Below are 24,171 nucleotides of genomic sequence, written 5' to 3' on the forward strand. Positions count from 1 at the left end.
GCGCGCGAAAATTCCGGAGTTGCAGGGCATGACGCACGCGCCATCGGCATCGCTACTGGATAAGCTCGCGGCGTTGCTCGGGCCGAAGGGCTATAGCGCCGACCCCGGCACGATCGCGCCCTGGCTGACCGACTGGCGCAGCAAATATCACGGCCGCGCCGCCGCGATGCTGTCGCCGGCATCGACCCAGGAGGTGTCCGCTATCGTCCGCCTGTGCGCCGACGAGCAAGTTGCGCTGGTTCCCCAGGGCGGCAACAGCGGTATGGTTGGCGGTGCCACCCCCGACGACAGCGGCGACCAGCTGCTGCTCAGCCTGCGGCGTATGAACCGCATACGTCATGTCGACGAAGCGGCGCGGCTTGCCGTCGCGGAGGCAGGGGTGATATTGGAAGTCTTCCACGATGGCGTTCTGGCGCACGGCCTGCGCTTTCCGCTCACGCTCGGCGGCAAAGGGTCGGCGACGATCGGCGGGCTGGTATCGACGAACGCGGGCGGAACGCAGGTGCTCCGCCACGGGACGATGCGCGCGCTGGTCGCGGGACTCGAGGCCGTGCTGCCCGACGGCAGCATTTTCGACGGGCTCGCCCCGCTCAAGAAGGATAATCGCGGCTACGACCTGCGGCACCTGTTGTGCGGTGCCGAGGGGACATTGGGTATCGTGACCGCTGCCTGCCTGCACCTCGTCCCCGCGGTCGCGGCGCGGCGTACGGCTTGGATCGGCGTCGATTCGCCCGAGCACGCGCTCCTGCTGCTGCGCAGGCTCGATGCCGCGATCGGCGATGCGCTCGAGGGCTTTGAACTGATCCCGCAAAGCTGCCTTGACGCCGTGCTGCGCCATATTCCCCAGACGCGCGCGCCGCTTTCCGATCCCCACCCCTGGCATATCCTGCTGGAACTGGCGGGCGATCAAGATCGGCCGCTGGGCGACGCGCTCGATCCGCAACTGGCGGCGGCGATCGACACCGGCCTGATCCGCGACGTCGTGATCGCCAAGAGCGAACGCGAAAGCGACGATTTCTGGCGGCTTCGCGATTCCATTTCCGAGGCCGAACGCGCCGAAGGCCCCGCGCTTCAGCACGATATCAGCGTTCCGGTCGACTTGATGCCCGATTTTATCGCCGAAAACCCGCGACGGCTGGAAAGCGTCTTTCCGGGCTTGCGCGCCTTGTCCTTCGGGCACCTCGGCGACGGCAACGTGCATCACCACGTCCAGCCGCCCGCCGGCGTCGATGGCGCTGTATGGCTCGCCGAGCATGGCGCGGCGGTCAGCCGGCTCGTCTATTCGCACGTTGTCGAGCTTGGCGGTTCGATTTCGGCCGAACATGGCATCGGCCAGATGAAGCGCGACATATTGGCCGAACTCGACAGTCCGGCGCGGCTGTCGGCGCTGCGCGGTATCAAGGCCGGCCTCGATCCGGCGGGCATCCTCAATCCGGGCAAGCTCATCGCCGGACTTGGCGATCGCCCCCTTGCGTCGCACCGCGCGGGCCAATAAGGCGCTGTATCTTTTTTGTCCCGCCGACGGGCACCTACCGGAGTTGAAACATGGCCACTGCGCCCGCACCTGCCAACCTGCCGCTGTTCTACAAGGACCTTGTCCCGCTTTCGAGCGTCGATCACGCCGATTTCCGCGCCCGCCCGCTCGATAGCGCCGAATTCCTGGTTGGCCAGCATGCGATCCCGCTGACCTCGGACGAATTCGTCTCGGCCTGCCGCTTTTTCCCGATCGTCTTTTCGGCGGGCGACAATCCCGTTCCGCTCGCGCTGATGGGCCTCAACGAAGGGATCAACACCTTCGTCGACGACGAGGGCAAGCTGGTCAACCCGGTGTATGTCCCAGCCTATATCCGCCGCTACCCCTTCCTGCTCGCCAAGCTTCAGCCCAATACGGAAGAGCTGTCGCTGTGCTTCGACCCGACCTCGGGCGCGCTCGGCAAGTTCGACGAAGGCGACGTGCTGTTCGTCGACGGGCAGCCGTCGGACCAGGTCAAGGCCGTACTGGAATTCTGCAAGAATTTCGAAGAAGCCGGCCAGCGCACGGGCATGTTCATGGAGGAGCTGAAAAAGGCCGACCTCCTGATGGACGGCGAAGTCTCGATCCAGCAGGAAGGCAATGACAAGCCCTATGTCTATCGCGGCTTCCAGATGGTCGACGAGAACAAGCTGCGCGAGCTGCGCGGCGACGTGCTGCGCAAGCTGATGCAGAACGGCATCCTCGGCCTGATCTTCGCGCACCTCTTCTCGCTGCAGCTGATGCGCGAAGTGTTCGCTGAGCAGGTCAAGAGCGGCAAGATGCCGCTCAACACCGAACTACCCGCAGCCTGAGCACGGGCATATAGGGCCGCCCCTGCATTCTCGCGGGGGCGGTCACAGGGTCGCGGCGGTCAAAAATCCACGGCGACGCCTTTCAACTCCCAATCGCCATAGCGCACCGGATTGCGCCCGCCCGGCTGGTCCTCGGCCATGTCCTCGACGATGGGCTTGGGAGCCGGAACCGCACTGTTCGTCCAGCCCGCAGGCGCTTTGACATGGGCGGGGCGCTTTACAGCGCGCGGCGTTCCGCCGATGGTCGGGTTCGGGCTGCTGTCGTTCATGGCCCTGCCCCTATAGGATTTCCGATGCGCCACGCCAAGCAAGTCGTAGCCCCTTCATGACCGATCGCCGTCCCCCACGGCGTCGCCGGCAAGCGGGCGAAGCCGATCCCCCCGGCATGGCGCCGCGCCGCGCCGCGCTTCGCCTCATCGACGCGATCCTGCGCCGCGGCGATCCGCTCGACGTTGCGATGCACGCAGCGGCGCAGGGCCTGGCCGGCGCCGACCGCGCGTTCGCCGTCGCGATCGCTTCCGAAACGATGCGCTGGATGGTCGACATCGACGCGCTGATCGACGGCGCCACGGCGCAGATTCTTCCCGATGACGTCAAGTCGCGCGCCGTGCTGCGGATCGCGCTTGCGCAGTTGCTGGTGCTGAAAAGTCCCGGCCATGCGGTCGTATCGACCGCCCTGCCGCTCGTCGATGGCGGGCCGCGACGGCTGGTCCACGCGATCCTGTCGCGCGCGCAGCAGGAGGAATGGCGGCTACCCGAACGCGCCACCCTTCCCCTGCCCACCGCCGAACGATGGGCCGAGCAATGGAGCCTGACGACGGTCGAGGCCGCCGAAGCGAGCTGGAGCGTCCCGCCGCCGATCGACCTCAGCTTCGCCGCCGAACCGGGCGCCGACGAATGGCCCGATGCGGTTTCCCTTGCGCCGCGCCATCGCCGCCTGCCGCGTGGACAGGCGGTCGAGGCGATGCCGGGCTATGCCGAAGGCGGCTGGTGGGTACAGGATCTGGCAGCGAGCCTGCCCGCACGCCTGCTTGGCGCCGGCGAGGGCCGAACCGTTCTCGACCTTTGTGCCGCGCCCGGCGGGAAGACGATGCAACTCGCGGCTGCAGGCTGGGAAGTCGTCGCGGTAGACTCGAGCGCGAAAAGACTCGAACGGCTCCGCACAAACATGGAACGGACCGGCCTGTCGGCGGACGTCGTCCAAGGGGATATCCGGTCGTGGGCGCCCGAGGGTCAGGCCGACGCGGTATTGCTCGACGCGCCTTGCTCGGCGACCGGCATCTTCCGCCGCCATCCCGACGTCCTGCACCGCATCGAGCCCCGCCAGATCGCGGAAATGTCGGCGCTGCAGGCCGAACTACTGGCGCGCGCGGCCTTCTGGGTCAAACCGGGCGGGACGCTGATCTACGCGACCTGCTCGCTCGAGGCAGACGAAGGCGAGGATCAGGTGTCGGCCTTCCTCGATCATCACGCCGGATGGACCATCGAGCCGGCACGCGCCGACGAATTGCCCGAAGCGATTGCGCCTGACAGCAACGGCTTCATCCGCACCCTTCCGGGCGTGCTCGCGGACGCGGGCGGTCTTGACGGATTCTTCGTCGCCCGACTGCGCGCGCCGTCGAGCTGAACGACACGCAAGCAAAGAGGGCGGCCCGCCAAAATCGTTGGCGAGCCGGCCTTTTCGGAGCTTTTAGAAGACCGCCTTCGGCGTATCTTCCTTCATCATCGCGGCGCGCACCATCGGGATCGGCGGGCCGCCATAGGACAGGAATTCGTCGTGGAAGGCCTTCCACTTCGTCCGGTCGCCCTTCGTCCAGTCCTCGCGCAGCTTGCGGATCATCAGCTTGCCCATCGTGTAGTTGAGATAGGCGGGATCATAAGTGCCGCGTGCCGCCTGTTGCCGGGCGTTGCCTTCGTCCTGATAGCATTGCTCCTTGAACAGCTTTTCGCTGTCCGCGACGGTCATGCCCTGCGTGTGCAGCCCGATGGCCGAAAGATAGCGGCAATCGCGCAGCAGCGCGTTCGACAACTGGCCGATATGGGTTTCGAGGTCGCCCTCGCCCAGCCCGGCATCCCACATCATCTCCTCGGTATAATGCGCCCAGCCTTCGGCGAAGGCATAGCCCACGAACAGCTTGCCGAAGATGCTCTCGGCGCGGTTCGAGTGGAGGAAGTTGAGGAAGTGCCCCGGCCACACCTCGTGGACCGAAGTGAAAAGCAGGTCCTTCTTGCCCGGAATGAAGGCATCCTGCGTCGCCTTGTCCCACGCCGGATCGGGCGGCGAGATATAATAGACCGACGGCAGGCCTTTCTCATACGGCCCCGGAATGTCGATATAGGCACTATTCTGACGGTTGTACGGCGGCGATTCTTCCACCTGCGCCTGTTCGGTGCCGGGGATCGTCACGATATCCTTCTCGACCAGGAAGGCGCGCAGGACCGGAAGCTGGCGCCGCGCCTCGGCGACGGGGCCACCCTCGGGCTTGTCCGCATTCATCTTCTTCATGCAGTCGGCGATCGTCATCCCCGCGGCATAGGTCGCGCAGGCGGCCTTCAGCGCATCCTGGTTGCGCTTGAGGTCGGCGCGCCCGATGCGCTCGAGTTCGGCGAGCGGGGTATCGACGCCCTCGTTGGTGAGGATCATCTTCGCGAATGTCTCGGCGCCCAGCGCATAGCCGTCGGTCGTGCCCGGCTGCGATCCGACATATTCGGCAAGATCGGACATCGCCGCGCCGGCCTTTTCGGCCGCATCATCGAACTGCTTCTGCAGCGCCTCGTCCTTGACCGATGCGAAAGCCGCCTTGGCGTCGCCCTTGTAATAATCGGCAAAGCCGCCGAAACCTGCCGTGCCATATTTGACGAAGGTCGCGGGGAGCGGGAGCTTGAGATTCGCCTTGATCTGCGCTGCCGCCGCGGGGACTTTTTCGGCATAGGCGATGAATGCCTTCATCCGGGTCGTCGCGTCGGCATAGGGGCGCGCGATATAGACGTTGGGATCGAGCGCGCCGGTATAAAAGGCGGGATTCTTCCGGGCGAAATCGGTGTCGCGGAGGAAGAAGAGCTGCCCCTGCGCGACGTGGATCAGATAGTCGCGCTCGAATTTTTCGGCGTCGGTCATTTCGCCGTCGAACGCCTTGGCATCAGCGATCGTTTTTTCGAGATAGGCCGCCTGTTTCTCAAGGCCCTCGGGCGACCAGTCGGGCAATTGCCCGTCAAACTCGTGCTTGCCCTGATAGACCGCGAAATTGGGATTGAGCGGAAAATAGCCGGTGAGGAAACTATCGCGAAATTCGGTCCATGACTTGGCGCTTTGAGCCGTTGCGGATTTATTGTCGGATGCGTTGCAAGCGGTGAGCGCGAGCAGCGTCGCAGCCATGGCGACGCCGCCAAAGCGGACAAATTTGCGATTCATTCCTTGATCTCCCTGACTCCGGTGCCCGCGCTTCTGCCAGCCGCTCAGGTCGATGGCACCCGAAAATCGACGAACGGCAAAGCTATGCTGTCTGGACAGGCACGAAAAGCCGGTTACGGCGAACACCGATGGCGACGATCCCCCCACCCGAAGGCGAAGAACCGGTGATGCCGGAGGCGACGCCCAAAGCCCCTTCCCCGCTCAGCTTTCCCGACTTCCGCTATTTCTGGCTCGCGCGCTTCGCTGCGGTAATGGCGACAATCGCGATGGTCGTCGTGATCGGGTACCAACTCTATGACACCGCGCGCTCCGACTATGGCATGTCGATCAAGGAGGCGTCGTTCCAGCTCGGACTGCTCGGGCTGTTCCAGTTCGTCCCGCTCGCGATCCTGACCCCCGTCGCCGGATGGGCGGCCGATCGCTTCGAACGGCGCAGCGTCGCGATCTTCTCGAACCTGATCGATCTGCTTATCGCGGCCACGCTCGGCTGGTTCACCTGGACCGACGGCCTGACGCTCAATCTGCTCTTCGGCCTTGCCGCGCTCCACGGGGTAGCCCGCGTCTTTTCGGGCCCGGCGATGAGCGCGATCGCGCCCAATATCGTGCCGCCCGCCGTGCTGCCGCGCGCGATCGCGATGAGCAGCATCGCCTGGCAATCGGCTTCGGTGATCGGCCCGGCGGCAGGCGGACTCATCTATGCCGCGCACCCGGCGTCGGTCTATGTCTTCGCCGCGGCGCTGCTCGCGATTTCGGCCTTCACCTTGAGCCGCGTGCGCCCCGTGCTGCCGCCGCCGGCCGAGGTGCGCCGGCATCCGCTGCGCGAAATGGTCGACGGGCTGCAATTCGTGTGGGTCGAGCGCTTCCTTCTGGGCACGATCACGCTCGACCTGTTCGCCGTGCTGCTCGCGGGGGCTACCGCGATGTTCCCCGTCTTCGCGCGCGATATATTGCACGCCGGACCGGAGGGCGCGGGCTTGATGCGCGCCGCCGTCGCTTTCGGGTCGGTCGGCGTTGCCGTGGGCCTCGCCATCCGACCGATCGAGCGCGATGTCGGGGTGAAAATGCTCTGGGCGGTCGCCGTGTTCGGCGCCGGGACGGTCGCCTTCGGGCTCTCGACCAGCCTGATCCTGTCGCTCGCGCTGCTCGTGCTGATGGGTGCCGCCGACATGTTTTCGGTGTTCGTTCGCGGCACGCTGATCCAGCTCAACACGCCCGACCACATGCGCGGGCGCGTCAGCGCCGCATCCGGGCTCGCCATTTCGGCCTCGAACGAGCTCGGCGAGATGCGCGCGGGCGCGATGGCCGCCGCGCTCGGCCCGATCAGCGCCGTGGTCGTCGGCGGCGCTGCCGCGGTTGGCGTAACGGCGCTTTGGGCCTGGATCTTTCCCGAACTGCGCCGCGCCAAAACATTCGAGCCGCAGTTCAAACAGACCAACTGACGCATTTCCGTAGCCGCCGGAGGGCTCGCTTCGCCTCGTCGGAAAACAGCGCCGATTCATCACAAAGCAATTGTCTATTTATTTGGTTGAATTATCTCATATGCACCCGTCACCGCGGTTCCCCTTGCCCCCTCAATGGAGAAACCGTCATGCACAGTGCGACGATCCGATATAAAATCCTGACGATTCCGGGCCTTCACAACAGCGGCCCCACCCACTGGCAGAGCCTGTGGGAGCATAAATTCCCGGATAGCGAGCGAATCGAACTCGGCAGCTGGGACAATCCCGACAAGGACGAATGGGTGCGCCGCATCGCGGCCGCGATCGAGGTCGAGAGCGAACCTGTGCTCGTCGCCGCGCACAGCCTCGGCTGCCACGCTTTTGCCCACTGGTTCGCCGGCGCCAGCGCGGTGACGCGGACGCGCATCACCGGCGCGCTGCTCGTCGCGCCGCCCGACCTTGGCCGACTGCGACACAAACATGGCGTGCAAAGCTTTGCCGGCGCGTCCGGCTTCACGTCGCGCGTGCCGATGACCGTCGTCGCCAGCGATAACGATCCCTATGCCAAGGCCGCGCATGTGTGGCGGCTCGCCCGGCAGTGGGACGCGCGTTTCGTCAATGCCGGGCCGTTCGGTCATATCAATGCGGACTCGGAGATCGGAGACTGGCCTTATGGACAGTATCTCCTCGCCTCGTTACAACCCGCGCCGACGCCGGCCTTGGCGGATGAGGCACTCTGGCTACGCGCCGGGGACTGGCTAAATCGCGTCCGCCGCGACCCGCGGTTCGAATTCAAGGAAAGAGCGCACCGATCATGAAAGCCAATTCGATCCTCGATACCATCGGGAACACGCCGCACATCCGTATGACCAAGCTGTTTCCGGGCGCCGAGGTCTGGATAAAGTCGGAACGCAGCAATCCGGGCGGATCGATCAAGGACCGGATCGGCCTCGCGATGATCGAAGCGGCGGAGCGCGACGGCAGCCTGAAAGCCGGCGGCACCATTGTCGAGCCGACGTCGGGTAACACCGGCATCGGCCTCGCGATGGCGGCCGCGGTCAAAGGCTACAAACTGATCCTCGTCATGCCCGAAAGCATGTCGGTCGAGCGCCGCCGGCTGATGCTCGCCTATGGCGCGACCTTCGACCTCACGCCGCGCGAAAAGGGCATGAAGGGCGCGATCGAGCGTGCGATCGAGCTGGTCGAAACGACGCCCGGCGCATGGATGCCACAGCAGTTCGAAAATGAAGCCAATATCGACGTCCACGTCCGCACGACGGGCCCCGAAATCCTCGCCGACTTCAAGGACAGCCCGATCGACGTGCTGATCACGGGCGTCGGCACCGGCGGCCATATCACCGGCACCGCGCAGTTTCTCAAAGAGCATTGGCCAAACCTCAAGGTCTATGCCGTCGAACCCGAAGCGTCGCCGGTGATCTCCGGCGGCCAGCCCGCGCCGCACCCGATCCAGGGTATCGGCGCCGGATTCATCCCGCGCAACCTGCATACCGACCTGCTCGACGGGGTGATCAAGGTCGACGCTGGCGCGGCAAAGGACTATGCGCGGCGCGCCGCGACCGAGGAAGGCATGCTCGTGGGCATTTCGTCGGGCGCGACACTCGCCGCCATCGCACAGAAGCTGGCCGAGCTGCCGCCCGGCACCCGTGTGCTCGGCTTTAACTACGACACCGGCGAGCGCTACCTGTCGGTACCCGATTTCCTCCCGGAAATCTGACCTTTCGCTATGCGTCCCGAGGGCGGTGAATCGACGTTGCCGCTGCGGCGCGACTGGACGGGCTGGTTGTTCGTCCTGATCGCCGTCGTGGCGATCGGCGCGGTCCTTTACGCCAATGGCGAAAAAAACGGCGCGCGTTATATGGCGCGTCCGCACCCCGTCGCCCCGCCCGCCGACGTCGTGCCCGAGGCACCGCCGATGGTGCTCGCGCCGGTTACCGAATCCGACGCGCGCGCGCAGAATGCGAAGATCGCGCTCGTGACCAAGGGCTTCGTCGCGCCGCGTCCCTTCGTCTATGCTGGCGGCGGCGATGCCAAAGCCCGCGCGCGCGACTGTCTTGCCGCCGCGATGCTCTATGAAGCGGGCGACGATGCCAAGGGACAGCAGGCCGTCGGCCAGGTCGTGATCAACCGCGCGCGTCACCCCGCCTTCCCCAAATCGATCTGCGGCGTCGTGTTCCAGGGTTCGGAGCGTGTGACCGGCTGCCAGTTCACCTTCACCTGCGACGGCGCCCTGAACCGCCGCTATTCGGACGCGGCGTGGCAGCGCGCACGGAACAACGCCGACCTGATGCTGTCGGGCGGCACCTATCCCGCCATCGGCCTTGCCACCCACTATCACACCGACTGGGTGCGCCCCTATTGGAGCGACAGCCTCGAGAAGATCGCGATCGTCGATACGCATCTCTTCTTCCGCTGGCCTGGCTATTGGGGCACGCCGGGCGCCTTCCGCGGCGCGGTGTCGGGCGACGACGGGCCGATTGCAAAGCTCGCGGCGCTCTCCCCGCTCCATGCCATCGCGCTCGGCCTGCCCACCGAAATCGCGCCCGTCGACGCCAATGCGGCGGTGGGCGAAGCCCGCGTCGTCGTGGGCGCGGGCGAAACGGCCGGCCGCGACACCATCTACACCCAGCTCGACCGCAAGGCGGCGCCCGAAAGTTTCGTGACGACCGCGCTCCGGCTGTGCGGCGACAAGCCCTATTGCAAGTTCATGGGCTGGACCAACCCGACCCTCAAACCCGACAGCGACGCGATGAGCGATACACAGCGCGCGGCGATGAGCTTCTCCTACCTTCGCGACGACAAGGCGGGATTCGAAAAGGCGTTGTGGAACTGTAGCGAATATAAGCGCGACGACGTGCGCCAGTGCATGAAGCGGTAAGAGCAGCGTTCCGATCGTGACCGCTTTGAGGTGGAGAGGCGGACATTCCAGTCTCGAACCGGATATCCCGTCCCGCTTGCGGGAGGGGAGAAGAACAGCCGCTACAGGTCGAAAACCGGTCCCATTTCAGGGAATCGCGTAAGTCACATTCGCCTGCCCGACGGGCCGGTCGGCATCGTCGGTCCATATCCGCACATCCATCACCGCGAGCCGCTTGCCAAGGCGCAACATGAACGCGTCGGCAAACAGGGGTCCTGGGCGGCATGGCCGCAGGAACTGGTAATTGAGCGCGCTCGTCACCGCCATCGCGACCGGACCGATATGCGCGAGGACGAGCGCATAGGCCGCCATGTCGGCGAAACCCATCTGCGTCGGCCCAGAGATGAGTCCTCCGGGGCGCAGCGCCTTGTCGGTCGGGTCCATCCGCGCCTGCACATGGCCGGGCGCGGCGGAAACGACATGGCCGCGCGAGCCCGGCTCGGCGTGGGGGAAGGCATCACCGAGAAAAGCGTTGAGCGCGTCCGCGTCCATGCGGATCGCGCCCGATGATATCGGCGCCGAAACCGGTGCGGCCTTCCCCGCCATGCCGTTTAGCGAGACAGCTTCTTGTAGGTTGTCGCGTGCGGGCGCGTCGCGCCTTCGCCCAGACGGCGGATCTTGTCCTCCTCATAGGATTCGAAATTGCCTTCGAACCATTCGACATGGCTGTCGCCTTCGAACGCGAGGATGTGCGTCGCGAGGCGATCAAGGAAGAAGCGGTCGTGGCTGATGACAACCGCGCAACCCGCGAAATTTTCGAGCGCTTCTTCGAGCGCCGCGAGCGTTTCGGTATCGAGGTCGTTGGTCGGTTCGTCGAGCAGCAGCACGTTGCCGCCCTGCTTCAGCATCTTGGCCATATGGACGCGGTTGCGTTCACCGCCCGATAGCTGCCCGACCTTCTTCTGCTGGTCGGTGCCCTTGAAGTTGAAGGCGCCGACATAGGCGCGCGTCTGCATCTCGTGCTTGCCGATATTCATCATGTCGTGCCCGCCCGAAATTTCTTCCCAGACATTCTTGTTCGGGTCGAGCGCGTCGCGGCTCTGATCGACATAGCCGAGGCGCACCGTGTCGCCGATCGAAACGCTGCCATTGTCGGGCTGTTCCTGCCCGGTGATCAGCTTGAACAGCGTCGATTTACCTGCACCGTTGGGGCCGATGACGCCAACAATGCCGCCCGGCGGCAGCGTGAAGGACAGGTCTTCGAACAATAGCTTGTCGCCATAGGCCTTCGAGATATTGCTGACCTCGATCACCTTGCCGCCGAGGCGTTCGGGAACCTGAATGACGATCTGCGCCTTGCCGGGCGCACGGTTTTCCTGCGCCTCGACGAGCTGGTCGAACGATTTGATACGCGCCTTCGACTTGGCCTGGCGTGCCTTGGGCGACTGCCGGATCCACTCGAGTTCGTCCTTGATCGCCTTCTGACGGCCCTGATCCTCGCGCGCTTCCTGTTCGAGGCGCTTGCCCTTCTTTTCGAGGTAGGTCGAATAATTGCCTTCGTAGACGAAATAGCGGCCGCGATCGAGTTCGAGGATCCAGTTCACGACATTGTCGAGAAAATAGCGGTCGTGGGTGACGAGGATCACGTTGCCCGGATAATCGACCAGATGCTTTTCGAGCCAGGCGACGCTTTCGGCGTCCAGATGGTTGGTCGGTTCGTCGAGCAGCAGGATCGAAGGTTTTTCGAGCAGCAGGCGGGTGAGCGCGATGCGGCGCTTTTCACCGCCCGACAGATTTTCGACGCTCCAGTCGCCCGGCGGGCAGCGCAGCGCCTCCATTGCGATTTCGAGCTGGTTGTCGAGCGTCCAGCCGTCGACCGCGTCGATCTTTTCCTGGAGCGTGCCCATTTCTTCCATGAGCGCGTCGAAATCGGCGTCGGCGGGCGGGTCGGCCATCAGCGCGCTGATCTCGTTGAAACGATCCATCATGTCGGCAACCGGGCGCACGCCGTCCATGACATTTTCCTTGACCGTCTTGGTCGGGTCGAGCTGCGGCTCCTGCGCCAGATAGCCGACGGTGACCCCTTCGCCGGGCCAGGCTTCGCCGGTGAAATCCTTGTCTATGCCGCCCATGATCTTCATCAGCGTCGACTTGCCGGTGCCGTTCGGGCCGACGATGCCGATCTTGGCGTCGGGATAGAATTGCAGGCTGAGGTTGTTCAGCGTCGGCTTCTGCGCGCCGGGATAAGTCTTGGTCAGACCCTTCATCACGAAACTATATTGGGCGGCCATGGGATCAAGCTCCGGTAGAGGCTGGGCCGCGGTCGTGCGGCCGGGAGAGTTGGGGGCCGGTTAGCGAATGGGGGCGCGGTTGGCAATCGGCGCTTGCGGCGCGCTGAATTGCCCCGCTAGGACAAAGGCATGACGAACCCGATCCCCGCCCGCCTCCTCGCGCTCGCCGGTACGAGCCTTGCCCTCCTCTCAACGCCGCTGTCGGCGTCGATTCCGCCGCCACCGGGCGCCGCCGAGCTGGCGCAGCGCGGCGACGATATCGCCTGGTCGATCACCGAGGACCTCACGACCGAGATCGGTCCGCGCATGGCCGGCACCGAAGCCGAGGCCGCCGCACGCCGCTGGGCGGTCGCGCGGCTGCAATCGATGGGTTTCTCCAATGTCCGCGACGAGCCTTTCGATATGCCGGTATGGGTGCGCGGCGAGGAGGATGCGTGGCTTACGAGCCCCTTCCTGCCGCAAAAGGTCGCGATCACCGCGCTCGGTACCAGCGCCTCGACCGGGGCCAAGGGCATTGAGGGCGACATCGCCTATTTCGAGAGTTTCGACGCGCTTGTCGCGGCGCCCGAGCGTCGGGTGAAGGGCAAGATCGTCTTCATCGATCACCAGATGGCGCCTGCGCAGGACGGCAGCGGCTACGGCTATTATGGCCGCGGCCGCTTCACCGGCGCCAATGTCGCGGCGAAGAAGGGCGCGATCGCGACCGTCATCCGCGCGATCGGCACCGACGATCATCGGGTTCCGCACACCGGCGGCACCAATTTCGAGCCCGGCGTGAAGCCTATTCCCGCCGGCGCGATCTCGAACCCCGATGCTGACCAGCTCGTTCGCCAATGGAAGCGCGCGCAGCAGATGCGCAAGAGCGAGACCGAGATGGGCTATGTTCCCGAACCGCTGCGCATGAAGCTCGTCCTCACCCCGCAGAACCTCGGGACAAAACAGTCAGGCAATGTCATCGCCGAAGTTCCGGGCCGCGACCCCGCCGCGAGCCCGGTGGTCGTCGCCTGCCACCTTGACAGCTGGGATCTCGGCACCGGCGCGATCGATGACGCGGCGGGTTGCGCGATCGTCGCGGCCGCCGCCAAGCATGTAATGACCGCCGGCCAGCCGCGCCGCACGATCCGCATCCTGTGGGCGGGCGCCGAGGAAGTCGGCGTGTTCGGCGGCAAAGCTTATTTCGAGAAGCACGGGACCGAAAAGCACGCGGTCGCGCTCGAATCCGATTTCGGTGCCGATCGCGTGTGGCGCATCGACTTCAAGCTGCCCGACAGCGCGACGGCGCTCGCCGACCGGCTGGCGGCCGCGGTGATGCCGTTCGGCGTCGTTCGCGGCAAGCAGGCAGCGAATGGCGGCGCCGACATCGGCGCGCTCGTCCAGGCCGGCGTCCCGGCGATCGACCTGGCCCAGGATGGCACGCGTTATTTCGACCTGCACCACACGCCCGACGATACGCTCGACAAGATCGACCCTGTTCAGTTGCGGCAAAATGTGGTGGTCTGGAGCGCGGTTCTGGCGATTCTCGCGAACAGCGCGGATAGCGAACTTCCGTGACGGTTACGGATAAATGACAGATTCCCGCCCGCACCGGCCATCTCAATTATTTTTGTTGACGATTCACGCGGAACAGCTAAATCCCGCCGCTCGCGGTACGGGAAGTTTTCCCGGACGCGGAAAGGCATTTTAGGGAGCCCACACATCATGAAGAAATTTGCTGCTATCGCCGTTGCTGCCAGCATGTTCGCCCTCGCCGCTTGCGGTGAAAAGGCTGCTGAAGAAGCCACCACCGAAGCTCCGGCTGCTGAAGCTGTTGCTGAAGAAGGCGCTGACGCCGCTGCTGCCGGCGCCGAAGCCGCTGCCGCTGGTGCCGACGCTGCTGCCGCTGGTGCCGAAGCCGCTGCTCCGGCCGACGCCGCTGCCGCTCCGGCCGACGCTGCTGCTGCTCCGGCTGACGCCGCTGCCGCTCCGGCCGAAGAAACGAAGTAAGTCGCAGCCCTTCGGGGCGTTGACCGAAACGAAAAAGGGACGGTCTTCCTTCGGGAAGGCCGTCTTTTTTTGTGCCCGCGCGCACCTTGCCGTCCCGCCGGCCGCCTTGTCGGCGTCGCGAAGATATGAGAAACCCGCCCGAACGGGAGGATAGCGCGCGATGGCAAAAGGGGCCGTGACCATGCCGGGCAAGCGGCTCGTCCTCCTGCTCGACGGCACCTGGAACAGCTCCGAGGACAATACGAGCGTCTGGCGGCTGAGCCAGCTCGTCGCACCGCGGGACGCGGCGGGCGTTGCGCAGCTTTGCTATTACACCGCCGGGGTCGGCACCCCGCGCGGCGAGCGCATCCGGGGCGGTGCGCTTGGCTATGGCCTCGATCGCGACGTCATCGGCGCCTATCGCTGGCTGATGGGCCACTATGATCAGGGCGACCAGATCTTCCTCTTTGGCTTCAGCCGCGGTGCCTTCACCGCACGCAGCGTTGCGGGAATGATCGCACGTTGCGGGCTGCTCCGCCCCGGTTCGCCGCTTTCGGTCGAGGAACTTTACGAACGCTACCGGCTCGACGACAAGGCGCCCTCCTTCGTCGAACTGCACCAGACGAAAAACCTGCCGCCCGCGGAAAAGCGGCTGCTGCGCCACTCGCGGCGGGTGCCTATCAAGATGATCGGCGTCTGGGACACCGTCGGCGCACTCGGCATTCCGTTCGGCAATACTCCGGGGATCAGCCGTCGGCGCTTCGGCTTTCACAATACCCGGCTATCGGCAATTTTCGAGCATGCCTATCATGCCCTCGCGCTCGACGAGCATCGCGCGGCCTTCGCGCCGACGCTCTGGACCCGCTTCACGCCCGCCACACCCGACCCGCCGGGCAAGCGCCGCGTCCGGCCGACGATCGTCGAGCAACGCTGGTTCGCGGGCGCCCACGCCAATGTCGGCGGCGGCATCGCCGGCGACGACCTGCCGCAGCTTCCGCTCGCGTGGCTGATGAAAAAGGCCGGCGCCCTGGGCCTCGCCTGGCGCGGCGAGGTCGTTCCCACGGGCTATGAGATCGCCGCGCCGATCAACGACAGTTTCAAAAGCTTCCTGTGGGGTTTCTATCCCGCCCTCAAATTCTGGCGCCGCTTTCACCGCCGAATTGCCGCCCCCGCCGTCGAGGACGACAAAGGGTCGTGGCTGAGCGTCAACGAAACAATCGACGCCAGCGTCTTCGACCGCTGGCGCAAATTGACGGGCTACGCTCTTCCCGGCCCCAAGCCTCGCCGCAAGGTTGCGGATTATCGTCCCAAGGACCTCCAGCGCTGGGCGGCCGAGCTCGGCGTTGAACCGGGCAAGTTGCTTGGAACGGTCGATGCGCGAACGGGCGCAGTGATCGAGCCGCCGACGCCGCCCAAACGCCGCGCGCCGCGAAGCTCTCAGCTCGCGAAAAACAAGGGCACGCGATGAGCATCGACAGCATCGATTATCGGTATCACGCGGTGGGTCAGGGTCTCTTCGCATCCGGCGCGCTGGTAGAACGGGGGCCGATGCGCGCGCGCTTCCGCTGGGTTTATGATTGCCGCACCGTGTCGGGGAACCAGCTCGTCATCGACGGTATCAACGATATGGCCTCGCTCAATGATAGCAGGCAGCGTCTCGATCTCGTCACCATCTCGCATTTCGACAAGGATCATATCAGCGGCCTTGCCGAGCTGCTGGGGCATTTCCCGGTAGATACGCTTATGCTTCCCTATGCGACGCTGGCCGCCCGGCTGGCGCTCGCTTTCGCGCAGGGCGTCACCTCGTCCGATCCCGTCTTCCGGCTGTTCGCCGATCCGGTCGGCTATATCCGGGCACTGGATGGAGGGCGGCGGATCGGCCGTATCCTCTTCGTCCCGCCCTCCGACGGCGAGGCAGTGCCGCCGCCGCCCGACGCACCGGAGGAGATGCCGGGGATCGACGGCGAGGAAGGCGATTTCGAATTGCGGCTCGATACCGAGGCGCTCGGCGATACAGAAGCGTCAGAATTGATGATCGATGGCGATGCTGACCAAAGTCCGCGGGCGGAGTTGCTGCGGCGCGGCGGGCGATTGCGGGTCGAGGGGCTATGGGAGTTCGTGCCCTATAACAACGCCGACCTGCTGCCACCCGATCTTGAGGATTTCGCCCGGGCCGTGGGCATCCTCCGAGAGGAACTTTTGGCGGCGGCGGCGGCCTGGCGGGCGGGCCAGGGCACGCCCGGCAGTGTCCACACCGCGGTCGCGACGTTGAAACTCTGTTACGATGCCCGATTTGGCTCCGACGCCGTAGCGCGAAATTTGATCTCGCTGTTCCTCTATGCGGGCCCGCTTCCCGGATTGCGTCTTCACGACCGGAACAGCCTTGTCGCTTATCAGCCGGGAAATCATCGTCACTGGGACCACCCTCGACGCGTCGCGCAGCTATTCTCGGGCGACGGCTACCTCGACAGTCGCGAGCGACTCGATGCGCTTGTGCGGCATTTTTCGGAAGTACGGATCGACCGGGTCGGCATCTTCCAGGTCATGCATCACGGGGCCGGCCGTAACTGGCACAAGGGCGTCGCCGGACGGCTGGCCCCGTTGATCAGCGTCTTTTCGTCCGACCCGGAACGTGGGAACACATATCATCCAAAGGCAGACGTACTGCGCGACTTCTGGTCTTACGGACCGACACAGGTGGACCTGCGCTCGAGCCTGCACGTCGAAGTCGGCTAAACGGCTGGCAGGCGTGGATCACGCCAGCAGCGGCGCTGCTACCCGAAGGATAATGGTCGGGGAGACAGGATTCGAACCTGCGACATCTTGCTCCCAAAGCAAGCGCGCTACCGGGCTGCGCCACTCCCCGACGCTGGGGCGCCTTAGACAGATGGCGCGCCCAAGTCTATCCCGCAGACGTCGCAATCAACCGCGCATAGAAATCGATCATGCGCTTGAAGCTGTCGATCGTCATATGTTCGTTGGTGCCGTGGATCATCGCCGTTTCCTTCAGCGTGAAGTGCATCGGCATGAAGCGGTACACATCCTCCGAGATCGGCTCCATGCTGCGGCTGTCGGTCGCGGCGACGACCAGATAAGGCGCGACGACGGCATCGGGCGCATCGGCGCGCGCTGCCGCGACGATATACTTCCAGCCCTGCGAACTGCTCGACGACACGCGCGACGGCTCGTTCGGCGGCTTGACCCAGCTCAGCTCGACCGGCGCGTCGCCCACGGCGGCTTTCGCGCGCGCCATGACGTCGGCCGAGCTGTTCCACGGCGCGATTCGATAGTTGATCAGCGCCGTCGCCGACTGCGGCAGCACATTCTCCTTGGGACTGCCCTCCAGCATCGTCGGCGCGATCGTGGTGTGAAAGGCGGCAGCCGATGACGGCGACGAGGCAAGCTGGTTCTTGACGAGGTAGCCGAGCAGCCATTTGTTGGCGACGGCCATCTTTGTCGTCCCGCCCTTGTGCGCGGCGAGCGCCTCGACCATCGCCGCTCCGGGGCCGCGCATTTCGATCGGGAACGGCTTTTCGGTAATATCGAGCACCGCGCGCGCGAGCGTCGTGACGCCGGTTTCGGCGGGCGGCATCGAACTGTGACCGCCCGGCGCGTTGGCGGTGACTTTCAGTGTCGCATAGCCCTTTTCGGCCACGCCGATCAGGATGGCGGGGCCGTTGATAAGCGGCGTATCGCGCAGTACGACGCTGCCTTCGTCGAGCGTATAGAGCGCGCGAACGCCTTCGGCCTTCAGCCTGGCAGCAGCCGCAGCGGCGCCCGATCCGCCCGCTTCTTCGTCATGGCCCGAAACGAGATAGATGCCGCGCTTCGGCTGGAAACCCTGCACTGCGAGCGCCTCGATCGCTTCGAACAGGCCGACGAGCGATCCCTTGTCGTCGACGGTGCCCCGCCCCCAGATCGCATTTTCGGCGATCGTCCCGGCAAAGGGGGGGTATTTCCAGTCCCTTTCGGTTCCCCCGGTCACCGGCACCACGTCCTGATGCGCCATGACGATGATCGGCGCCAGCGACGCGTCGCCGCCCGGCCAGTGATATATGAGGGTGCGGTTCGGCAGGATCGTGCGCGTCATCGCCTCGTGCGTCGCGGGATAGGTCGACCCAAGCCACGCGTGCAGCTTGTCCCATTCGCCGATGTCGTTATCGGCCGCGTCCTGATGCGAGATCGTCCGGATCTGCGCCGCGGCGCTCAGATGCGCGACCGCTGCGTCGAGATCATAGGCAGGCGCCGCCACAAGCCGCACATCGCTGCCGTCGGCAATATCCTTCGGTACAAAGGTCGCAGTGCGCACCGCAACCGTTCCCGCTCCAATTGCAATGATCACAAGCCCCCCGGCCAGGATCGTCCGCCGCTTCGCCATGTCCCTCTCCTTCGACTGGCGCAATGGACCGCCATCGGTTTAGATTTGCAAGGAAAATGGTGGAAGGAGTGGTGGGCCCGGCAGGACTCGAACCCGCAACCTAGCCGTTATGAGCGGCCAGCTCTAACCATTGAGCTACAGGCCCCCCTCGCGAAACCCGGAAAGGGATTTGCGGGCGATAGCGGACGCCGCGCCGCGTTGGCAAGCGGCAACCTCAGCGCGCCGCCTTGCGTTCGGCCATCGCCAATATTTCGGCGACGGTGGTCGGCTCGACCCCGCGCCGCGCGAGATGTTCAAGCACCACATCCCACCAACGATAGAAAAGATCGAGGTCGGCCTGACTGCGGACATAGGGCGTGTTGCCCGGCTGCAGCGACGGCGAATGAAAGGAGAAGTTCAGCACCGGCAGACGAAGGTCGACGGCGATGTCGATCGCCCTGCACGCGCGCTCGACAGGAATGCCCTCGGGGGTCAGCGCGATCCGCTCGACGAGCCCGAGACGCGCGAGCGCGGCGCCGGCGTGCGTGCCATCGCGCGCGACCCGGTGATAGACGCTGCGCCCCGCGCGGCCGAGCGCCCCGCCGAACACGGTCGTCACCGGAATCTCGAGCACGGCGCTCTGCCCCGCCCCGACCCACCAGGGATGAAGCGGCGCGTCGCGATAGTCGGGGCCATGGCCCGCGCGATAATCGAAACCGCTACGAACCGACGTGTCGCAGCGGAATCCCAATTCGGCAAGCATCGCCGCCGTATCCGGGCCAAGGCCGTAGCGCCCCGCCCGATAGGCGATCGGCTGGACGCCGAACCGGTCGCGGATCGCATCGCGCAGCGCGGTCATCTTCGCGCGTTGCAGACCCGCGGGCAGATTGCCGGTATAGCTGTTCCGCTCGCCGACCTCTTCGTCGTGCGGCGGCGTCACCCACGGGTGAAGCTGCGCCCCGATCTCGCAACGCCCTGCCTGCCGCGCGGCGCCGAGTATTTCGGCCGCACGGTCGTCGGCGACGATCGGCCAGTCGACGAGATAGATGGGCTTTACCCCCGCACGATCGAAATAGCCCTGGCATTCGGCGAGCGCGGGGACCGACGCGAGGCGATAGCCGGTGCGCGCGAAGGGCGCGTCCCAGTCGAAATCCTCCTCGGTGTCGACCGTCACCCAGAAACGCGGCGCCTCGCCCGAATCCAGTGTGATCAAATCCGATGCGGCCGGATATGCAAAGAAACTGCCCGCAGGCTGCACCACGCCCCCCTTAGCCCGGCCCGCCGGCCTATTCGCCTTGCTGCGCCTCCAGCTCGACCTCGCCTTTCGAGTTGGCGGAGGGCAGGTGCAAGGTCAAGGCGTTATGCCCGATATCGAGCCGTCCGCCGATCGCGCGGGCCAGGCTGTCGACCAGGCGGAGCGAGAAGCCAAGGCTGAGCACGGCAGCGCCAGGCGCCTCGCCCTCGGGACTGAAACCCGGATCGAGCAGGTCCGACGCCGTCGCGAAGCGGATCGCCGCCGGGCGGACCATCCGAAGCTGGAGCATGTCGTCGTGCCGCGTTTCGGTGACCAGTTGCCCGACCAAAATCGCCCCCGGTTCGGACACATCGACGAGCGCGGTGAGCAATCGCCCGACCATACGTTGCACATTGGCGTCACCGGCGAGCCCGAGAAAGGGGCCGCCGACGCGCGAGATGCTGAGTTCGACGCGCTGGTCGGCGAGCAACCCGGCCAGATCGCGTTCGATCTGTGTCACGATCGCGCCGATATCGACGATCTCTTCGGCCGCCTGCATCGGGGGCGCCTCGCCGCTGCGCGCAGCGGTTTCAAGATCGTCGATAATCGCCTGGACCGAGGCGGCATCGGCGACGATCGCATCGGCCATCGCGCGATAGCCCTGGCTCACAGGCCCGAACATCTGTCCCGAGATGATCTGCGCGAAACCCGAAATCGCATTGAGCGGGCTGCGCAGCTCGTGGATCAACTGACGGATCGAATCACCCGAATCTTCGGAGGCCGTGCGGCCATAGGGGGTTTCATTGCGATGCGGACGCCGGGCGCTCGCGCGATAGCCGCGGAATTGACCGGTCGCCGGGTCGAACCAGGGCAGCGCCGAAAAACGCCATTCGCCGGATTCGGCGGGCGTTCCTTCCAGCAACATGCGCGCGTTGATGATCTCCGCTCGCTGGCGGAACGCACCGGCGGCGATGCCATCGGTACCGGGTTCGCCGCCAAAGGCGGCCTCGGCGATCGACAGCCCGATCACCGCGCCGCGCGTCACGCCGTCGACCCAGTGAATCACGCCATCGGGTCCGGTTTCGAAAAGGAAGGCGGCCCGCGGCGGGCGCGGCGCAGCCGGCTGGCCGCGGGTCGATTGATATTTGTCGATCCGGCGGACGAGTTCGCTGATCTGGCTCGGGCCGCTATCGGCCACGGGATCGGGCATCGCTTGCGCGATCGGTGCTGCCGGTGCCGGCTCTTCGACCGCCGCGCTTGCGGGCTGGGGCAATGCCACCGATGCACTGCCAAGGCTGGCCAGCGCGCGGGCGACCGCTTCCGGCAGGTCGCGACGCCCGGCGAGCACCGACCGCGCCATCGCGCTCGTCGCGGGCAGCAGCGCCAGCCAGTCGGTTTCGGAAAGACGCACCTCGCGCAGTATGGCCGCCGATACCGCCGGAACGTCGTTGGCGTAGAGCGCGACGAGCGGGGCGAAACGGCCGTGACGCGTGATCGCGCGCGCGCAGTCGCGGCGCACCGCTTCGGGGACCCGTGGCCGCAATACGGCGAGCGCATGCAGGCTGCGGCGAATATCGTCATCGCCCAGTTGATTGCCGCGCTGGGCCAGAATATCGGAGAGTTGTCGCCACGCGGTGATACTCGCGCGGCGATCCGCAGGCGCCTGGCGCAAGATGGTCGCGATCATCGAGTCAGCGGTCACGCGGAAAGAGCCCCACAGCGTCGGTCGTTGGTTAGCATATGTTTACCGGCTAGCGTGAATCATCCGGTCATGAAAGTGCCTTAACCTTCCACGTCGCATTGTGGGACAATTGCAATCGCCTGAAATAATATTATGGTCTCCGCAGTTTTGGAAAGCGGATGTTTCAACGATGGCTAGTCAGAAATTCGATCAGATTGATTTGCAGATATTGGGCGAGCTGCAGAAAAACGGGCGGATGACGAATGTCGAACTGGCACAGATGGTGGGATTGACCGCTCCGCCATGTCTTCGTCGTGTACGCGCGCTCGAAGAATCGGGCGTCATCCGATCCTACCACGCCGACCTCGACGCGGCGAAGCTCGGCTACGGCATCACCGTCTTTGCGATGGTCAGCCTGCGCAGTCAGGCCGAGTCGGACCTCAAAGCCTTCGAAGACTATGTCGGCGGACTCGCCGAGGTGCGCGAATGCTATATGCTGAACGGCGAGATCGATTTCCTGCTAAAGGTCGTCGCGCGCGACCTGCAGAGCTTCCAGTCCTTCCTGACCGCGCATCTGACCTCGGCGCCGAACGTCACCAGCGTAAAAACGTCGCTGACGATTCGCACAGCCAAGCAGCTCGCCGGCATCCCGGTCGAAGTCTGATCAACCGGATAAGGTAAAGGGCGCCGCTCCGGCCTGGAGCGGCGCCCTTTTTTGTTGTCCGCCGGTTCAGCCGCCCGTAGCGGGGGCAGCCGCCGGTTGTGCGGGAGCGGCGGGCGCCGCCGCGGGCGTGTCGATCTTCACCGTCCACAGGTCGGCAAGCCGCTTGCGGGGGCCGGTCACCTGCGCGAAGCTCGCCTTCGCGCCCGCCGTGTCGCCCGACTGCGCCTGCGCCACGCCGAGGCGATAGGTCCAGAGATCCTTGTCGCCGCCGGCGGCCAGCGCCGCCTTGTAGAGCGGAATGGCATCGGCGTAGCGGCCATAGCCGACCATCGCGTCACCCGTCGCGCCGGCAACCTTGGGATTCGACAGCGTCGACGGTTTTTGCGCATAGGCGGCGATCGTCGATTCCTCGTCGCCCATCCGCTCGGTCTGGCTCGTCAGAAGCTCGTTGAACTTCGCGTCGCTGGCGGGGATCACATTGCTCTGCTTGCCCGCCTTGATCAGCGACACGACCTCACCCGGCAGCGCGGCTTCGGTCGCAAGCGCCGCATATTCGGCATATTCGGGACGTTCCTGCATCGCGCCGGTCGCGCGCATCAGGCGAAAGATGTCGAGCCCGACTTCTTTGTCCTGATTCGCCTGCAGCGCGATGAAGAGCGTCTGACGCCAGACCGTCGGCTGGTTGTAGTCGCGCAGGCGCATCGTCATCAGGTCGAGCACCTCATTGGTGCGCTTTGCGGCCTGCAAGGCCTTGACCGGGCGGACATACAGCTCGTCCGAGGGGCGTTGCCCGGCGGCACGGCTCGCTTCGATCGCGGCCTTGGCGGTGGCGAGCCCCTGATCGACCTGCCCGGCATTGAGATAGCTGTCCATCAGGAGGACGGGCACATTGGGCTCAGTCGACCCCGCCGCGCGCGCCGCTTCGAGGCGCTTGATCGCCTTCGGATAATCTTTCGCGCCATAGGCGAAATTGCCCGAGAAGAAATTATAGACGGCAAGATTTTCCGCCGGGGTCACGCCCGAATCGAGCATCGTGTCGAGCGCCTGCGCCTGAATCGCCTGATCCTTGCTCAGGATACCGAGCTGGAGTTGATAGAAGGCGGCCAGATATTTATCGTCCGGGGTGGTCGCGGTGGCCTGTCCTTCGGTCAGCGCGGCCTGGAGGGCGGCCGTGTCCTTCGCGGTGGTCGCGTCGGTCATCTTCTTGAGCGCCGGACCGAACGCCTTGCTCGCCGACAGGCCCTTGCCCTTGGCTTCTTCTTCCTTCTTCGGCTTTTCCTTGGCAGCGGCCGGAAGGGCGGTGGTCATCAGCGCACAGCCCAGAACGGCAGCCATCGCCGTTGCGGGCATCGAGCGGAAACGGGTGAACATCGAAAATCTCTCCTTTGAACTCGGCGGCCGTCGCCTCGGCGTACAAATCGGGCGCGCAAAGGGTCGGCCGCGCGTCGATAACGCGGCTAACTCCGTCGCGTTGCCATGGCAAGACAGCGGACATCGATATTTCACTGGCGGAAAGCGGCTGAACGGGAATTGAACCCGCTTCGCCGGGTCGCACGTCAGGCGCGGTCAGGCGATCTCGTCGATCGTCCGGTTGATCTGGCGCAATATGGCAGGATCACCCGGTGCGCCCGCCATCGCGGCTTCGGCAAGCTCGATCAGCGGGATGATCCCGAAGGTTGCGGCGAGCCCTTTCAGGCGGAGCGCCGCCATTTCCCAGTTCGCGTCGCAGCGCGCGCGGCGCATCAGGTCGGCGAGGTCGCGTGCACTGCCGGTAAAGGCGCCACGCAGATCCATCGCCATCGCCGGGTCGCCGCCGAACGCTGCGCTCAGGTAACGATCGAGGGGACCACTGTCGAAAGACATTCCACAGCTTTGCCAGCTTGTGGTTAAGTTTCCGTTTCATGGCCGGCATTTGATGCTAAGATGGCGGG

At 65.3% G+C, this 24,171-nt stretch carries 21 protein-coding genes and 2 tRNA genes; 12 read left to right on the forward strand and 11 right to left on the reverse strand.

What is annotated here, in order from left to right; all coding sequences use genetic code 11:
* The first annotated feature begins 28 nt into the window (after window positions 1-28).
* Window positions 29-1,495 (forward strand): FAD-binding oxidoreductase, encoded by a 1,467-nt coding sequence (locus tag VSX79_RS08930; protein ID WP_326915204.1) that lies wholly within the window; start codon window positions 29-31, stop codon window positions 1,493-1,495.
* A 50-nt stretch (window positions 1,496-1,545) separates the two neighbouring features.
* Window positions 1,546-2,325: a SapC family protein gene (locus tag VSX79_RS08935; RefSeq protein ID WP_179496165.1), complete on the forward strand. Its 780-nt coding sequence runs from the start codon at window positions 1,546-1,548 to the stop codon at window positions 2,323-2,325.
* A gap of 59 nt (window positions 2,326-2,384) precedes the next feature.
* Here VSX79_RS08935 and VSX79_RS08940 read toward each other — a convergent pair whose 3' ends face one another.
* A complete protein-coding gene (locus tag VSX79_RS08940) occupies window positions 2,385-2,594 on the reverse strand; it encodes a DUF1674 domain-containing protein (RefSeq protein ID WP_179496163.1) in 210 nt (69 codons plus the stop codon).
* Between the two features lie 56 nt (window positions 2,595-2,650).
* On the opposite strand from VSX79_RS08940, the gene VSX79_RS08945 reads away from it, so the two are divergent.
* A complete protein-coding gene (locus VSX79_RS08945; RefSeq protein WP_179496161.1) occupies window positions 2,651-3,952 on the forward strand; it encodes an RsmB/NOP family class I SAM-dependent RNA methyltransferase in 1,302 nt (433 codons plus the stop codon).
* 63 nt (window positions 3,953-4,015) lie between these two features.
* Here VSX79_RS08945 and VSX79_RS08950 read toward each other — a convergent pair whose 3' ends face one another.
* Window positions 4,016-5,737, reverse strand: coding sequence for a DUF885 domain-containing protein (locus VSX79_RS08950; protein ID WP_179496159.1), 1,722 nt, complete (start codon window positions 5,735-5,737; stop codon window positions 4,016-4,018).
* Window positions 5,738-5,865: 128 nt separating this feature from the next.
* Here VSX79_RS08950 and VSX79_RS08955 point away from each other — a divergent pair, with 128 nt between their 5' ends.
* From VSX79_RS08955 to VSX79_RS08970, 4 genes are all read left to right on the forward strand, one after another.
* Window positions 5,866-7,176, forward strand: a complete 1,311-nt coding sequence (locus VSX79_RS08955; RefSeq protein WP_257018115.1) for an MFS transporter — start codon at window positions 5,866-5,868, stop codon at window positions 7,174-7,176.
* 149 nt (window positions 7,177-7,325) lie between these two features.
* Window positions 7,326-7,994: an RBBP9/YdeN family alpha/beta hydrolase gene (locus VSX79_RS08960; RefSeq protein WP_326913165.1), complete on the forward strand. Its 669-nt coding sequence runs from the start codon at window positions 7,326-7,328 to the stop codon at window positions 7,992-7,994.
* A complete protein-coding gene (cysK, locus tag VSX79_RS08965) occupies window positions 7,991-8,911 on the forward strand; it encodes a cysteine synthase A (RefSeq protein ID WP_179496155.1) in 921 nt (306 codons plus the stop codon). Before VSX79_RS08960 ends, cysK begins: the two co-directional genes overlap by 4 nt.
* Window positions 8,912-8,920: 9 nt before the next feature.
* Window positions 8,921-10,072 carry a cell wall hydrolase gene (locus VSX79_RS08970; protein WP_326913166.1) on the forward strand — a complete coding sequence of 384 codons (1,152 nt, stop codon included), beginning with the start codon at window positions 8,921-8,923 and terminating at the stop codon, window positions 10,070-10,072.
* Window positions 10,073-10,198: 126 nt separating this feature from the next.
* Here the strand turns inward: VSX79_RS08970 and VSX79_RS08975 are convergent, their stop codons facing one another.
* Together VSX79_RS08975 and ettA are read right to left on the reverse strand one after the other, a co-directional pair.
* Window positions 10,199-10,603 (reverse strand): PaaI family thioesterase, encoded by a 405-nt coding sequence (locus VSX79_RS08975; protein ID WP_326913167.1) that lies wholly within the window; start codon window positions 10,601-10,603, stop codon window positions 10,199-10,201.
* Window positions 10,604-10,662: 59 nt separating this feature from the next.
* A complete protein-coding gene (ettA, locus tag VSX79_RS08980; protein WP_179496149.1) occupies window positions 10,663-12,342 on the reverse strand; it encodes an energy-dependent translational throttle protein EttA in 1,680 nt (559 codons plus the stop codon).
* Between the two features lie 129 nt (window positions 12,343-12,471).
* On the opposite strand from ettA, the gene VSX79_RS08985 reads away from it, so the two are divergent.
* From VSX79_RS08985 to VSX79_RS09000, 4 genes are all read left to right on the forward strand, one after another.
* Window positions 12,472-13,893 (forward strand): M20/M25/M40 family metallo-hydrolase, encoded by a 1,422-nt coding sequence (locus VSX79_RS08985; protein ID WP_326913168.1) that lies wholly within the window; start codon window positions 12,472-12,474, stop codon window positions 13,891-13,893.
* Between the two features lie 205 nt (window positions 13,894-14,098).
* Window positions 14,099-14,479 (forward strand): hypothetical protein, encoded by a 381-nt coding sequence (locus tag VSX79_RS08990; protein WP_326913169.1) that lies wholly within the window; start codon window positions 14,099-14,101, stop codon window positions 14,477-14,479.
* 6 nt (window positions 14,480-14,485) lie between these two features.
* Complete coding sequence (locus VSX79_RS08995; RefSeq protein WP_326913170.1) at window positions 14,486-15,772, forward strand: DUF2235 domain-containing protein; 1,287 nt, start codon at window positions 14,486-14,488, stop codon at window positions 15,770-15,772.
* The gene (locus tag VSX79_RS09000) at window positions 15,769-17,040 is read left to right on the forward strand and encodes a ComEC/Rec2 family competence protein (protein ID WP_326913171.1); all 1,272 of its coding nucleotides are present in this window, start codon (window positions 15,769-15,771) and stop codon (window positions 17,038-17,040) included. Before VSX79_RS08995 ends, VSX79_RS09000 begins: the two co-directional genes overlap by 4 nt.
* 53 nt (window positions 17,041-17,093) lie before the next feature.
* Here the strand turns inward: VSX79_RS09000 and VSX79_RS09005 are convergent.
* From VSX79_RS09005 to VSX79_RS09025, 5 genes are all read right to left on the reverse strand, one after another.
* A tRNA-Pro gene (locus VSX79_RS09005) sits at window positions 17,094-17,170 on the reverse strand.
* 36 nt (window positions 17,171-17,206) lie between these two features.
* A complete protein-coding gene (locus VSX79_RS09010) occupies window positions 17,207-18,682 on the reverse strand; it encodes a M20 family peptidase (RefSeq protein WP_326913172.1) in 1,476 nt (491 codons plus the stop codon).
* 69 nt (window positions 18,683-18,751) lie between these two features.
* A tRNA-Ile gene (locus VSX79_RS09015) sits at window positions 18,752-18,827 on the reverse strand.
* 69 nt (window positions 18,828-18,896) lie between these two features.
* Window positions 18,897-19,874, reverse strand: a complete 978-nt coding sequence (locus VSX79_RS09020) for a polysaccharide deacetylase family protein (protein WP_326913173.1) — start codon at window positions 19,872-19,874, stop codon at window positions 18,897-18,899.
* A gap of 73 nt (window positions 19,875-19,947) precedes the next feature.
* Window positions 19,948-21,597, reverse strand: a complete 1,650-nt coding sequence (locus tag VSX79_RS09025) for a histidine kinase dimerization/phospho-acceptor domain-containing protein (protein ID WP_326913174.1) — start codon at window positions 21,595-21,597, stop codon at window positions 19,948-19,950.
* A gap of 169 nt (window positions 21,598-21,766) precedes the next feature.
* Here VSX79_RS09025 and VSX79_RS09030 point away from each other — a divergent pair, with 169 nt between their 5' ends.
* On the forward strand, window positions 21,767-22,240 hold the full coding sequence (locus VSX79_RS09030) for an Lrp/AsnC family transcriptional regulator (protein ID WP_179496137.1): 474 nt from the start codon (window positions 21,767-21,769) through the stop codon (window positions 22,238-22,240).
* Between the two features lie 66 nt (window positions 22,241-22,306).
* Here the strand turns inward: VSX79_RS09030 and VSX79_RS09035 are convergent, their stop codons facing one another.
* A complete protein-coding gene (locus VSX79_RS09035) occupies window positions 22,307-23,611 on the reverse strand; it encodes a tetratricopeptide repeat protein (protein ID WP_326913175.1) in 1,305 nt (434 codons plus the stop codon).
* A gap of 195 nt (window positions 23,612-23,806) precedes the next feature.
* Window positions 23,807-24,103, reverse strand: coding sequence for an Hpt domain-containing protein (locus VSX79_RS09040; protein WP_179496133.1), 297 nt, complete (start codon window positions 24,101-24,103; stop codon window positions 23,807-23,809).
* Between the last annotated feature and the right edge of the window lie 68 nt (window positions 24,104-24,171).

The sequence above is a fragment of the Sphingopyxis chilensis genome, assembly GCF_035930445.1.
Taxonomy (GTDB): Bacteria; Pseudomonadota; Alphaproteobacteria; order Sphingomonadales; family Sphingomonadaceae; genus Sphingopyxis; species Sphingopyxis chilensis.

What these genes read in the sequence shown, in the direction of transcription:
- VSX79_RS08970 (WP_326913166.1), top strand. Translation starts at nt 8,921, where the DNA reads ATGCGTCCCGAGGGCGGTGAATCGACGTTGCCGCTGCGGCGCGACTGG.
- VSX79_RS08960 (WP_326913165.1), top strand. Translation starts at nt 7,326, where the DNA reads ATGCACAGTGCGACGATCCGATATAAAATCCTGACGATTCCGGGCCTT.
- VSX79_RS08930 (WP_326915204.1), top strand. Translation starts at nt 29, where the DNA reads ATGACGCACGCGCCATCGGCATCGCTACTGGATAAGCTCGCGGCGTTG.
- VSX79_RS09035 (WP_326913175.1), bottom strand. Translation starts at nt 23,611, where the DNA reads ATGTTCACCCGTTTCCGCTCGATGCCCGCAACGGCGATGGCTGCCGTT.
- VSX79_RS08935 (WP_179496165.1), top strand. Translation starts at nt 1,546, where the DNA reads ATGGCCACTGCGCCCGCACCTGCCAACCTGCCGCTGTTCTACAAGGAC.
- VSX79_RS08955 (WP_257018115.1), top strand. Translation starts at nt 5,866, where the DNA reads ATGGCGACGATCCCCCCACCCGAAGGCGAAGAACCGGTGATGCCGGAG.
- VSX79_RS08940 (WP_179496163.1), bottom strand. Translation starts at nt 2,594, where the DNA reads ATGAACGACAGCAGCCCGAACCCGACCATCGGCGGAACGCCGCGCGCT.
- VSX79_RS09040 (WP_179496133.1), bottom strand. Translation starts at nt 24,103, where the DNA reads ATGTCTTTCGACAGTGGTCCCCTCGATCGTTACCTGAGCGCAGCGTTC.
- VSX79_RS08945 (WP_179496161.1), top strand. Translation starts at nt 2,651, where the DNA reads ATGACCGATCGCCGTCCCCCACGGCGTCGCCGGCAAGCGGGCGAAGCC.
- VSX79_RS08975 (WP_326913167.1), bottom strand. Translation starts at nt 10,603, where the DNA reads ATGGACGCGGACGCGCTCAACGCTTTTCTCGGTGATGCCTTCCCCCAC.
- ettA (WP_179496149.1), bottom strand. Translation starts at nt 12,342, where the DNA reads ATGGCCGCCCAATATAGTTTCGTGATGAAGGGTCTGACCAAGACTTAT.
- VSX79_RS09030 (WP_179496137.1), top strand. Translation starts at nt 21,767, where the DNA reads ATGGCTAGTCAGAAATTCGATCAGATTGATTTGCAGATATTGGGCGAG.
- VSX79_RS09010 (WP_326913172.1), bottom strand. Translation starts at nt 18,682, where the DNA reads ATGGCGAAGCGGCGGACGATCCTGGCCGGGGGGCTTGTGATCATTGCA.
- cysK (WP_179496155.1), top strand. Translation starts at nt 7,991, where the DNA reads ATGAAAGCCAATTCGATCCTCGATACCATCGGGAACACGCCGCACATC.
- VSX79_RS08985 (WP_326913168.1), top strand. Translation starts at nt 12,472, where the DNA reads ATGACGAACCCGATCCCCGCCCGCCTCCTCGCGCTCGCCGGTACGAGC.
- VSX79_RS08950 (WP_179496159.1), bottom strand. Translation starts at nt 5,737, where the DNA reads ATGAATCGCAAATTTGTCCGCTTTGGCGGCGTCGCCATGGCTGCGACG.
- VSX79_RS09000 (WP_326913171.1), top strand. Translation starts at nt 15,769, where the DNA reads ATGAGCATCGACAGCATCGATTATCGGTATCACGCGGTGGGTCAGGGT.
- VSX79_RS08995 (WP_326913170.1), top strand. Translation starts at nt 14,486, where the DNA reads ATGGCAAAAGGGGCCGTGACCATGCCGGGCAAGCGGCTCGTCCTCCTG.